Annotated in this window: 10 protein-coding genes and 2 pseudogenes; 10 read left to right on the top strand and 2 right to left on the bottom strand. The window is 49.3% G+C overall.

The features are described from left to right. Window positions 1-11: 11 nt before the first annotated feature. Together ilvD and ACWGOO_RS19415 are read right to left on the bottom strand one after the other, a co-directional pair. Entirely contained in the window at window positions 12-1,700 is a 1,689-nt protein-coding gene (ilvD, locus tag ACWGOO_RS19420; RefSeq protein ID WP_452486102.1) for a dihydroxy-acid dehydratase, read from the bottom strand. A 343-nt stretch (window positions 1,701-2,043) separates the two neighbouring features. Next, a complete protein-coding gene (locus ACWGOO_RS19415; RefSeq protein WP_452486100.1) occupies window positions 2,044-3,078 on the bottom strand; it encodes an acyltransferase family protein in 1,035 nt (344 codons plus the stop codon). A 315-nt stretch (window positions 3,079-3,393) separates the two neighbouring features. Between ACWGOO_RS19415 and ACWGOO_RS19410 the strand changes: the two genes are divergently transcribed. From ACWGOO_RS19410 to glcT, 10 genes and pseudogenes are all read left to right on the top strand, one after another. Next, complete coding sequence (locus tag ACWGOO_RS19410; RefSeq protein ID WP_452486098.1) at window positions 3,394-4,200, top strand: alpha/beta fold hydrolase; 807 nt, start codon at window positions 3,394-3,396, stop codon at window positions 4,198-4,200. Between the two features lie 16 nt (window positions 4,201-4,216). Next, window positions 4,217-4,996, top strand: coding sequence for an HAD family hydrolase (locus ACWGOO_RS19405; protein ID WP_452486096.1), 780 nt, complete (start codon window positions 4,217-4,219; stop codon window positions 4,994-4,996). Continuing rightward, on the top strand, window positions 4,984-5,727 hold the full coding sequence (locus tag ACWGOO_RS19400) for an NAD-dependent protein deacylase (protein WP_452486094.1): 744 nt from the start codon (window positions 4,984-4,986) through the stop codon (window positions 5,725-5,727). The genes ACWGOO_RS19405 and ACWGOO_RS19400 overlap by 13 nt, the downstream gene beginning before the upstream one ends. Before the next feature lie 78 nt (window positions 5,728-5,805). Then, window positions 5,806-6,600 (top strand): annotated as a pseudogene (gene galK, locus ACWGOO_RS19395) (galactokinase); the annotation flags it as partial. 1 nt (window position 6,601) lies between these two features. Continuing rightward, window positions 6,602-7,591, top strand: a complete 990-nt coding sequence (galE, locus tag ACWGOO_RS19390; protein ID WP_452486092.1) for a UDP-glucose 4-epimerase GalE — start codon at window positions 6,602-6,604, stop codon at window positions 7,589-7,591. 15 nt (window positions 7,592-7,606) lie between these two features. Further along, a pseudogene (locus ACWGOO_RS19385) lies at window positions 7,607-8,029 on the top strand (hypothetical protein); the annotation flags it as partial. A 195-nt stretch (window positions 8,030-8,224) separates the two neighbouring features. Then, a complete protein-coding gene (locus ACWGOO_RS19380) occupies window positions 8,225-9,388 on the top strand; it encodes an iron-containing alcohol dehydrogenase (RefSeq protein WP_452486091.1) in 1,164 nt (387 codons plus the stop codon). A gap of 174 nt (window positions 9,389-9,562) precedes the next feature. Then, on the top strand, window positions 9,563-10,078 hold the full coding sequence (locus ACWGOO_RS19375; protein WP_452486089.1) for a protease: 516 nt from the start codon (window positions 9,563-9,565) through the stop codon (window positions 10,076-10,078). Between the two features lie 48 nt (window positions 10,079-10,126). Further along, window positions 10,127-11,656 (top strand): SPFH domain-containing protein, encoded by a 1,530-nt coding sequence (locus ACWGOO_RS19370; RefSeq protein ID WP_452486133.1) that lies wholly within the window; start codon window positions 10,127-10,129, stop codon window positions 11,654-11,656. A 193-nt stretch (window positions 11,657-11,849) separates the two neighbouring features. Beyond that, window positions 11,850-12,707 (top strand): glucose PTS transporter transcription antiterminator GlcT, encoded by an 858-nt coding sequence (gene glcT, locus ACWGOO_RS19365; protein ID WP_452486087.1) that lies wholly within the window; start codon window positions 11,850-11,852, stop codon window positions 12,705-12,707. Window positions 12,708-12,838: the final 131 nt, after the last annotated feature.

Below are 12,838 nucleotides of genomic sequence, written 5' to 3'. Positions count from 1 at the left end.
CATGATAAGGATTAGATTTTCATAATACCACCGTTGCTTGCATTGGTCACCAGCTTGGAGTAACGTGCCAGGTAACCTGTTTTAACCTTCGGTTCGAAGCCTTTCCAGTTTGCGCGACGACGTTCAAATTCTTCGTCACTAATTTGCAGCTCAATCGTACGATTGTTCAGATCCAGCTCGATGATATCGCCGTCCTCAACAAAAGCGATAGGGCCGCCTTCTGCTGCTTCGGGAGAAATGTGACCGATAGAAATACCACGGGATGCGCCTGAGAAGCGTCCGTCTGTAATCAGGCCGACCTTGGCACCAAGTCCCATACCGACGATTTGCGAAGTTGGAGCAAGCATTTCAGGCATACCCGGTCCGCCTTTAGGACCTTCATAACGGATAACAACAACGTGGCCTTCGGCAATTTTACCGTTAGCGATGCCAGCCAGCGCATCTTCCTGTGAATCAAAGCAGATGGCAGGGCCTTTGTGATAACCACCAACAGACGGATCAACTGCACCGACTTTAATGATGGAGCCTTGCGGTGCCAGGTTACCGAACAATACTGCCAAACCACCGCGCTCGGAATAAGGGTTGTCCAGCTTGTGGATAACATTGGTATCCAGAATTTCCTGACCCTCTACGTTTTCACGGATCGTTTTTCCGGTTACAGTAATACAGTCACCATGCAGCGCGCCCGGCCTCTTCAGCAGTTCATTCAGCACTGCGCTTACGCCGCCTGCATTATGAACATCCTCGATATGATAGTCGGAAGCAGGTGCCAATTTGGACAAATGAGGCACGCGGTTCGCCACTTCATTAATCCGTTCGATAGGGTAGTCTACTTCAGCTTCATGAGCCAGTGCCAATGTGTGCAATACCGTATTGGTGGAACCGCCCATTGCCATATCCAGCGCAAATGCGTTATCAATAGCTTCTTTAGTCACGATATCACGTGGTTTCAGGTCCAGCTTGATCAATTCCATCAATTGACGTGCAGATTGTTTGACGAATTCTTTACGTTCTTCCGCTACCGCGAGAATGGTGCCGTTACCAGGCATAGCCAGACCCATCGCTTCTGCGAGACAGTTCATGGAGTTCGCTGTGAACATACCTGAGCAAGAGCCGCAAGTGGGACAGCCGTATTGTTCTAATTCCAGCAGGCTTTGATCGTCGATTTTACCAGCCTGATATGCACCTACGCCTTCGAAGACGGAGGTCAGGGAGATGGAGCGTCCGTTCTTGTCTTTACCAGCTTTCATGGGGCCGCCGCTGACGAAAATAGTCGGAATGTTCACGCGCAATGCGCCCATCATCATGCCGGGTGTGATTTTATCACAGTTTGGAATGCAGACCATGCCGTCAAACCAGTGAGCGGAAACGACAGTTTCCAGGGAGTCGGCAATAATTTCACGGCTCGGCAGAGAATAACGCATACCAATGTGTCCCATGGCAATGCCGTCATCTACACCGATGGTGTTAAACTCGAAAGGTACGCCGCCTGCTTCACGAATGGCTTGCTTGACAATTTTGCCGAATTCCTGCAAATGGACGTGACCCGGTACGATGTCGATATAAGAGTTACACACCGCGATAAACGGTTTGTCAAAATCTTCTTCTTTAACGCCCGCTGCGCGCAGCAAGCTGCGGTGAGGAGCGCGGTCAAAGCCCTTTTTAATCATATCGGAACGCATTTTCGTCTTAGCTGTCATGATGCTGGTTTCCCCCCATAGTTCAAAAATAGTATGACGTTTGAAGACGCCGAATTAGCGCAGATGTTTTCTAAAGAGTCTATCATACATGTGTACATATTTCTACATATATGAGGATTTTGCAAAAATCCAAGAAGCGACCTGTAATCGACAATATATAGATCGAAATGGTTTTGTTCGTCTATATATTGCACCTTGGAGCGGCTGGAATCGAATTTTGCAAAATCCTGATGATAGGAAGTAATCGATTGAATTTTTATGATGTCGGCAAAATATGAAAAAGCCCACTCTGCAATAAAGCGGGATGGGCTTGAGCTTGCTTTTATAGTAATGAAGGGTGTTTTTATGCGGATCGTTTAAAAAGATAAGGAGACGGCTTGAGCATCCAGTCGACCCGCGGCTCAATTAAAGGATGTGTTGCATTCCGCACCCAATGCAGAGTCAGCAGGCAGCACAGACCCGCAGCACACGCTACAATCAGCATCACTTCTACCGGAGTGTCTATATAATCGTAAATCCCCTTGGCAACAGCGGTGCGGACAATCAAACCATGAAGTAAAAAGACGTATAATGTCCGCCGCCCCATTTTAGTTATAAGTCCAGTGACGGCTGGAACAAAGCTCAGAAACGCGATAGACGCTAGTAATTGTACTCCGTAGATGCCAATGCGGTAAATCCCTGCATACCATTCGGTATGGCCCAGCTCGCCATAAGTCATGCTGCCATACAGCCAGCCAGCCGGAATGCCGTAGTACGACGTTCCCGCCAGTACCATAAGCAGAAGGGATACACCGCCTAAGATTACACGGACTGGAGTCGTGAAGAAGCGTCGAACATCTGTATAATGCAGATGATACCCTGCTACAAAAAAGGGCAAATAAACAAAGGTTCTGCATACGCTGAGCCAGATGCCATCCACCGGGAGATACCCGACAAGGATACCTAGCAGCACGGATATACCTAATTGGACAACAGGCGGCATTCCCTGGAAAGCAAGCATCAGCAGTCTCCAGCAGATATGGCTGGCGAGGAACCAGAGCAGTAGATAAGGTGCGAAAAAAGAATGATGAATATCGGGAACATGGAAGAGTGCAGCATCCAATATCGAATAGAGTGACTGGAAAATAAGATATTGCATACCGATCTGAAGTAAGACTTTCCGGCCTGTGAGCCCCGCTAATGATGATTTGGCAAAGTAGCCTGTAACGAGCACGAACAATGGTATATGAAACATGAATATCCAGCTAAACCATTGTTGGGCGATGTGAAGCGAGCCAACCAAAGGCTGCAGAGCATTGCCTGCAAATACGCATATGATCAGCATAAAGCGCAAATTGAGAAAGAAGCTTTCTCCTTGTATGTCATGGCTTGTCGTCATGTAATTCCCTCCGAACGGCTCTCAGCCGAGTAGACTCTGTGCAAAGTAATCCTTACAAGGAACAAGGTACGATACTCTGAACCTTAACATTGTGATTTTATTCACATCTGTAAGCGCTATCATATCCCTATTATGTGGCGGAAGCTTGAACAGGGGGAAAAGACCGGACTATTGTCTGGAAATGTCTTCTTATTTGACCCTGTGTGCGTAACGATGGTACCCTAACAAGGCTATAGATAAGCTGATTTGCACAGCAAAAAATTTCATACACAAATCATGAAACATGAGGTACGAAATACGAAAGGAACATTTAAAATGAGAAGAAGAACGAGAAGATCATACAGCTCATATGGGACACGCGGTCCCCGGAAAATATGGAAGATCCTTCTGAGCGTCCTGATTGTCATTGTGCTGATCGCAGGTTGGGGAGCATGGAAGATATTTACGCCCTATCAGCCTGACAGCACGGCTACTGCTGCATTAGCAGAAGCAGCCGATGCTGTGAAGGTGAATGAACAAGAGCATTGGGTTGGTTTTGAGCCTGCAAAAAGAAACGGTGCCGGAGTTATTTTGTACCCGGGTGCGTTGGTGAAGCCCGAAAGTTACGCTCCTTTGGCCCGCCGTCTGGCTGAAAAGGGGCATCATGTGGTCATTGCAAAAATGCCGCTGAACCTTGCATTGACTTCCCCGGATTTGGCGGGTGAGGTGTTGAAGGCATATCCGAAAGAAACTTTTGTGATCGGAGGCCATTCGTTAGGCGGTGTTATGGCTGCTCGCTATGCAGCTGCACATCCCGATCAGGTCAAGGGCGTATTTTTCCTTGCTTCCTACCCGGACAGTAAAGGAAATTTGAAGGATAAAAACCTGCCGGTCATTTCCCTGCTTGGCAGTGATGATGGAGTTATTAAAATGGATAGTGTTCAGAGTGGAAGAGCTTATCTACCAGCCAATACGCTGTATTTTACAGTTGAGGGCGGCAATCATGCCCAATTCGGCAGTTACGGAGCCCAAAAGGGCGATAACCCAGCGAAAATTAGCCCAGCCGAGCAATGCAATCAGACGGTTTCAGCTTTGCAGGATTGGATGAAAGAGAGTGTAGCTTCAGCTCCAAAAAAACAGTAATGAGGAGGCGGGCTGCATGTCTGAGTTAGTCGTGCAGGGACAGCGATTTCCATGCCGTGGCATTTTATTGGACAAGGATGGCACGCTGCTGGATTTTATTCAGTTGTGGGGTCCCTGGGCCCGTTCTATACTGGATATGATGGAACAGCATCTTGCCGTGGCAGATACAGACTTTACGGTGAAAAAAGGCAGTATTCTGGGTACAATCCACGACCCTGAGGGGCGCGTGATCGGTTATGATCCTTCCGGTCCGCTGGCGATGGGGACAGTGGATGAAAGTACGGGCGTACTGGCTTGGCAGCTTTATACTGCCGGTGTACCGTGGAATGAAGCGGTGAGGCTGGTTCGGGATTTTAACCAAACGGCGATGGCTGATGTGCGGCGACATCGAGCGGCGAAGGTGTTTCCGGGTTTGCGGACGTTATTGGAGCAAAGCCGCCGTGCCGGATTGAAGCTGGCAGTCGTGACCTCTGACAGTACAGAGGCCGCGCAGGAGCATCTGGAGTGGATGGGGCTGACGTCATGTTTTGACGAGGTCATCGGACACGACAGGGTTACATACGGTAAGCCGGACCCGGAAATGGCTGAAAAAGCTTGCTCCTTGCTGGGACTGTCGCCAGCAGATGTAGTTGTCATCGGAGACAGCAACGGGGATATGCAGATGGGCAAGCGTGCCGGGGTGAGGCTGGCCATCGGATTTGCGCCAGAGCCGGAACGTTCCGGTCATTTACTGGATGCCGACATCGTCGTCCGCCGATATGAAGAGCTGGAGGTGCGTGAAACATGGACAAAGTAAAAACGTTGGCTGATTGGATACAGCAATCACAAAATATTGTTTTTTTCGGTGGGGCGGGTACGTCGACGGAGAGCGGTATCCCGGATTTTCGTTCGGCGGCGGGTCTGTATCAGAGTGAGGAAAAATTGCCTTATTCCCCGGAAATTATGCTTAGCCGTTCTTTTTTTGAGGAGCATCCTGAAGTGTTCTTCGGCTTCTACCGTAGCAAAATGCTGCATCCGGATGCAGAGCCGAACGGCTGCCATCGTTTCCTTGCGTCACTGGAACAGCAAGGCCGTCTCAAAGCAGTCGTGACGCAAAACATTGACGGTTTGCATCAGGCCGCAGGCAGTGTGAATGTGCTTGAGCTTCACGGCTCGGTGCACCGCAACCATTGTATGGAGTGCGGGCGCTTTTACAGTCTGAACGAAGTGATGGACAGCTCCGAGGTAGTGCCCAAATGTCCGGTAGACGGGGGAATTATCAAACCGGATGTCGTTTTATACGAGGAAGAGCTGGATCAGGATACGCTTGTCCGGTCCATTCAGGCTATCTCGCAGGCCGATCTGCTGTTAATTGGAGGAACCTCGCTGACGGTGCATCCTGCGGCAGGGCTGATTACGTATTTTCACGGTAAACATACGGTGCTGCTCAATACAGACCCTACCTCGTATGATCACAAGGCGAATCTCCTAATTACCGACCCCATCGGCAAGGTTATGGGAGAACTCGGCAATCAATTGGGTTTGTAATCGTTTTCTTGTCAACGGACGGATCAAAGCGCCATGATGTTGTTGTTATGGAAATCCGTTGGAGGATGCGGGCTGTGCAACATTTTCTCCATTGAGGTCGTAACGGGTTACGCGCTGCTCACTGCCGAAAAGCAGGCAACAGATACGGTTGCCATTGCGCTGTTGTGCCAGTAGGCGGAGAACAACTATGTTGACGTCAATTGCGGTATTATGGATCAGTTCGCTGTAGCGAACGGTGCGGCTGACCATGCGATTCTGCTGATGTGCGATACGCTGGAGTACCGCAAGGTGCCTTGCCGTACGGGCGTTTATAAGCTGGTCATCGGCAATACGAACAAACGTCGTGGGCTGGTAGACTCAGCCTATAACGAGCGCCGTAGCCAATGCGTCGAGGCGTTGTCGATATTGCAGCAGCAGGAGCCATCGCTGGAATATCTCGCTCAGTTGGATGAAGCCCGCTTCGGTGCGCTCCAGCATTATATTGCGGATGAAACGGTACGCCGACGGGCACAGCATGTGGTGGAGGAAAACGCTCATGTGCTGGCTTCTGTCGATGCCCTTGCGGCGAATGATCTTGAAGCCTTCGGACAGTTGATGAACGCTTCACATGATTCGCTACGCGATCTGTATGAGGTCAGCTGTACGAAGCTGGGTATGATGGTGGAAGAAGCAAGACGTAGTCCCGGCACGCTGGGCTCGCGTATGACGGGAGCCGGATTTGGGGGTTGTACGGTTTCACTGGTTCATGAGGGCGATGTGGAACGGTTTGTGAAGGAAGTCGGCGAAGCTTATCAGATCCGGACAGGGCTGGAAGCCAGATTTTATGTATGTAAGGCGGGAGATGGAGTTAAGGAACAGAAGGAGGACGAATAACATGGCCATTTTAGTAACAGGCGGAGCCGGATATATCGGTTCACATACCGTAGCAGAACTGTTGGATCGGGGAGAAGAGGTTGTGGTGCTGGACAATTTGCAGACTGGGCACAAGGCGGCACTGCTCGGAGGCAAGCTGTACGAAGGTGATCTGAGAGATAAAGAATTGCTGTCCAGACTGTTTTCCGAAAATAGTATCGACGCGGTTATCCATTTTGCAGCCAGCTCGCTGGTCGGGGAAAGTATGCAAAATCCGGGTAAATATTATGACAACAACGTATTCGGCGCGTTGAGCTTGCTGGAGGCCATGAAGGATGCTGGTGTGGGCAGGATCGTATTTTCCTCCACGGCGGCTATCTATGGCGAACCGGAAAAGATGCCGATTGAAGAGGGAGACCGTACGGAGCCAACGAATGTATATGGTGAAACGAAGCTGATGATGGAGCGCATGATGTCGTGGTTTGATAAAGTATTGGGCATCAAATATGTGTCCTTGCGGTACTTTAATGCGGCTGGTGCGCATGAGAACGGCAAAATCGGTGAGGATCATCGTCCGGAAAGTCATCTGATTCCGCTGGTACTCCAGACAGCACTGAAACAGCGACCGCACATCGCAGTGTTTGGTGAGGACTATGCTACACCTGACGGAACGTGCATTCGGGATTACATTCATGTGAACGATCTGGCCGATGCCCATGTGCGTGCGGTGAATTATTTGCGCGAAGGCCATGACAGCAACGTGTTTAATTTGGGCAACGGACAGGGCTTCTCGGTGAAGGAAGTTATCGAGACGGCACGCAAGGTCACTGGACTCGACATTCCGGTCGTTACAGAGCCACGGCGCGCGGGTGATCCGGCAGTATTGGTTGCCTCTTCTGACAAGGCACGTTCAGTGCTGGGCTGGAGTCCGGCGCGTACCCAACTGGAGGACATTATCAGCGGAGCTTGGGGCTGGCATCAGTCGCACCCTCAGGGCTACGGCGACGAATAGACGGGAGACGATGACATGACGAACGAGAGTCAATCCGTAGATAGAGGCCAGGGCCGGGAACATTCTCGGTATGCGGCCCATGTCATCGACGAAACTGTACAGCAAACCGCTCTGTATGCGATTGAGCAGTTGGTTGCATTCGCACAAAACCGGGGATTAATCGGTCCGCAAGACACAGATTACAGCCGTAATCTGCTGCTAGAGCAGCCGTGAAAACGTTGGGTATGCCGGAAGGGTGATCATCCGTCCCGCCAAAACCTGCGCATCATTCCGGTGGAGTTGAACGAGGAACCGTGGTTCCTCCAATATTCGCCCTATGTGCACTACAACGAGCATTGCATCGTGTTCCATCACGATCATGTGCCAATGAAGCTTACGAAGGATACACTGAGGCGGTTGTTGGTGTTTACGAAAGCGTTTCCGCATTATTTTATCGGTGGAATAAAATAAATGCAGGCAGTGCATAATACTGTGCGAGAACCCTCCCAAGATATGACATGGAACCATGCTCCTTAAGGAACATGGTTTTTTTTTCTGAAAAAGAAGCAAATTTGTTTACTGTAACTAAGAAGGTTATAATAGAGTAGTTTCTTAACATTAAACTTTGAAAAACATTGGAGGCGAACGTTTGCGATGAAAGCATTCGAATTTTATAATCCTACTCAATTGATCTTCGGTAAAGGGCAATTAGAGGCTCTCAAGCGTGAAGTTCCTAAATACGGTAAACGTGTATTGCTTGTATATGGCGGCGGCAGCATTAAGCGCAGCGGCTTGTATGATAATGTAATAAGTCTGCTTAAAGAGATTGGCTCAGAGGTAACGGAACTGGCTGGTGTAGAACCAAATCCTCGCTTGTCTACCGTACATAAAGGCGTGGAATTGTGTAAAACACATCAAATCGACCTCGTACTGGCTGTTGGCGGCGGTAGTGTGCTGGATTGCTCCAAAGCGATTGCTGTCGGGGCGAAATATGATGGCGACATGTGGGATTTTGCAGAGCGTAAAGCGGCTCCACAGGCAGCATTGCCTTTAGGTACAGTTCTGACGATGGCAGCTACTGGCTCCGAAATGAACGCAGGTTCTGTCATTACGAACGAAGAAACACAGGAAAAACTGGGCTGGGGCAGCGTATTTGCGTTTCCTGCGTTTTCCATTCTTGATCCGGTGAATACGTATTCTCTGCCACAAAATCAAACGGTGTACGGAATCGTGGATATGATGTCACATACGCTGGAGCATTACTTCCATTTGGAATCTAACACTCCGGTTCAGCTTGGCTGGTGTGAAACGATTTTGCGTACAGTTATTGATGCGGCTCCGGGCCTGGTCAACGATCTGGAAAACTACGAGCTGCGTGAAACGATGATGTACTGTGGTACGATGGCGCTGAACGGCTTCCTGAACATGGGGCTGACAGGTGACTGGGCAACTCATAATATTGAGCATGCTGTATCTGCTGTTTATGATATTCCACATGGTGGAGGACTGGCGATTTTGTTCCCAAACTGGATGAGACACAATCTGCATGTGAAGCCTGAACGCTTCAAGCAACTGGCAGTGAATGTGTTCCATGTGAACCCGGAAGGCAAGAGTGATGAAGAAGTAGCGCTGGAAGGTATTCAGGCATTGCGTGATTTCTGGAACTCGATTGGTGCGCCAAGCCGTCTGGCTGATTACGACATTGACGATTCCAAAATCGACGTTATGGCTGATAAAGCTGTGAAATTCGGTTCTTTTGGTGGCTTTAACAAGCTGAATCGCGAAGATGTAGTGGAAATTTACAAAGCATCGCTGTAATTCAGCTTTTAGATAATTGTAAGCGCGTTTGTACGTCATTAGACGTATGGACGTGCTTTTTTGGGTTCGATTTGGAATTTAAGAGGAAAATTTTGAAACTTTTTAAGGTTGAATACGTAAACATAGTTATAGGCTGAAAACCAGACTGAAAAGGTACATGGAAGGAGGAGCCGCATGGAAACTATATTTTGGTGGTTATTGGTAGGGGGCGCTATCTTTACTGTGGTCAGTGTACTGATCGGGGATGTACTTGGTGGCTGGCTGGCTGGATTGGAGCTGCCGGGCCTTGATTGGTTCAGACCCGTCGTTTTACTTGGAGCGATGACCGCTTTTGGTGGGGCTGGTGTGTTGCTGACGAAATATACCGGGCTGAGCATGGGCTGGGTCGTTGTGTTTGCCTTTGCGATTGCATTTGTGATCGGAGTGCTCGTATTTTTTGCGTTTATCAAGCCCATGGCGAACTCGGAGGTGTCCAGCGGCTTCTCAATGCGTGAGCTGACCGGAAGAATCGGTGAGGTCACCGTTCCGATACCTAAGGTTGGTTACGGGGAGGTTATGATCCGCTTGGGTGCAGGCAACACCATACATACAGCATCGAGCTTTGATCACAAACCGCTGGCTGCGGGAACCCGTATCGTCGTGGTTGAGGTCGCAGAGGGTGTCGTTCGCGTAGCGTATCTGGATACGTAGACGGCGCATTCGCTTAACTTGAAGGGAGCGTGAACGGGAGTGTCAAGTTTGCAGGATATTGTGTTGGTCCCAGGGATTGTCGTCATCGTTATCGTCATATTAGGGATCGCTTTTTGGGCCCGTTACAAAACGGTAGGACCGGATGAAGGAATGATCGTGACGGGTACATTTTTGGGAAATAAAAATATTTCCGAGGATGATTCCGGTCGTAAAATCAAAATTGTGCGCGGCGGGGGTGCCTTTATATGGCCTATTTTTCAGCAGTCCGAATTTATTTCTTTATTGTCCCACAAACTGGATGTAACAACACCGGAAGTGTATACGGAGCAAGGAGTTCCCGTGATTGCGGACGGTGTGGCGATCATCAAGGTCGGCAGCTCCATTGAGGATGTAGCAACAGCAGCGGAGCAGTTCATCGGGAAGCCGCTGGAGGCCCTCAAGGGAGAAGCTCAGGAAGTGCTGGAGGGCCATTTGCGTGCAATCCTCGGCTCGATGACGGTGGAGGAAGTATATCGTAATCGAGATCGGTTTGCGCAGGAGGTACAGGGCGTGGCTGCTCGCGATCTGAAAAAGATGGGTCTGCAAATCGTCTCCTTCACGATTAAAGATGTGCGTGATAAGCACGGGTATCTGGATGCGCTCGGGAAGCCGAGAATTGCCGCTGTGAAACGGGATGCAGAAATTGCCGAAGCTGAGGCGGTACGGGATGCCCGGATTCAAAAGGCGCGTGCGGAACAGGAAGGGCAGAAGGCTGAACTTTTGCGTGATACAAACATTGCCGAGGCAGCCAAGGAGAAGGAACTGAAAGTGGCTTCGTTTAAGAAGGAGCAGGATACAGCCAAGGCGGAAGCCGATCAGGCTTATTACATTCAGGAGGCTCGTGCCAAGCAGACTGCCGTCGAAGAACAGATGAAGGTCGAACTGGTACGCAAGGAACGGGAAATTGATCTTCAAACCAAGGAAATTCAGGTGCGTGAAAAGCAATATGATGCGGAAGTGAAGAAAAAGGCGGAAGCCGATCGGTATGCGGTAGAGCAAGCCGCGGAGGCGGATAAATCGCGTAAAATGCGTGAGGCGGAATCGCTGCAATACTCGATTGAGACACAGGCTAAAGCGTCAGCTGAACAAAAACGACTGAATGGGCAAGCGGAAGCGGATGCGGAACGCGCCAAAGGTACGGCGGATGCTGACGTCATCCGTTTGCGTGGTTTGGCGGAAGCCGAGGCCAAGGAAAAGCTGGCGGAGGCGTTCCAGAAGTTTGGGGAGGCAGCCATACTCGATATTATCGTGAAAATGCTGCCTGAGCTGGCCGGACGGATTGCCGAGCCGATTGCGTCCATTGATAAATTAACGGTTGTGGATACAGGCAAGGGAGAAGGAGCGGCGCGTGTCAGCAATTATGTCACAGAGCTGATGGCTACGGCTCCAGAGATGCTCAAGAGTGTGTCCGGTATTGATGTGGAGCAGTTAATTAAGGGGCTTACCACGGGGAAAAAGGGCCTTCATTCCGTACCGCCCTCCGTTGAAACGGATAAGTTGCACATTCATGCCCCGGTCGCGCCGCGGGATAAAGAGTAGCTGCAGGGTTTTCAGGAGCAGATACCCCTTAACAGAAAGAACGCTTTTCATCACAGGTTTTCCTGGTTATTGTGATGAAAAGCGTTCTCTTTTTATTGACCTTTGGGGGAATATTTGATACTTTAACGTGGATTCCTCTGAGCTTCATGCTATAATTCTTAGAATAAAGGTTCTGATAAAAAGAGGTGCGGATGTGAGCAGCTTACAAGTGGCGAAAGCGCTGAATAACAATGTGATTATCGGGATGCATCCCAAGCATGATGAGGTTGTTGTGATTGGAAAAGGAATCGGTTTCAATCGCAAAAACGGCGATCTTATACCGTTGGATTCAGTTGAAAAATTATTTATATTAAAAAGCCATGAGGAGCAGGAGCAATATAAACGATTGCTTCCTGAGCTGGATGAAAAACTCATTGAGGTCATTGGTGAGGTACTTCATCTTGTTCAGCTTCAAGCGAAGAAGCCTTTGAATGAGCACATATTGATTGCTTTAACCGATCACATCGCCTTTTCCATTAATCGTCAGAAACAGAGCATTACGATCCATAATCCGTTTTTGTATGAAACGAGAGAAATTTACCCTCAGGAATACAAGATGGCTGAACAGGCAGTCTCTTTGATCAAGGACAAGATGGGTGTGGATCTGGGAGAAGATGAAATCGGATTCGTGGCTTTGCATATTTACAGCGCCATGACGAACCAGCATATTTCCGAGGTCAGGAAGGATTCTCGATTGATTGCTGATCTGGTGCAGGTAGTAGAGACTACGCTGGACTATCGCATTCCACTCCAATCCCTGGATTACTCACGTCTGCTGACCCATCTGAGGTTTGCGATTGAACGAGTACGTCGGGGAGAGATTGTGCAGGAGATTTCCCGATTGGACAAACTTTTGAATGAAGAGTATCCGGAAATGTATATGCTGGCCTGGAAGCTCACGAAAGTTATGGAGAAAAGGCTCCGCAAATCCGTATATCCGGCTGAGGTTAGCTATTTGACGATGCATTTACAGCGGCTATCCCAGCGCAAGGAGCAGGGAGAGCAACGATAAAGCAGCTAGAATCGAAAAAAGTATTGCCTCACTTTTAGCGGGATGCTATACTTAGTTAAGTAATGAGCAGGACGATAATTAAACATCTAACGTGTTACTGATTCGATCAGGCATGAGTTGTTTTAAGCTAT

The sequence above is a fragment of the Paenibacillus sp. NPDC055715 genome (genome assembly GCF_053617595.1).
The sequence above is the reverse complement of the archived record's forward strand: the minus strand, read 5'-3'. Positions and strand labels throughout refer to the sequence as shown.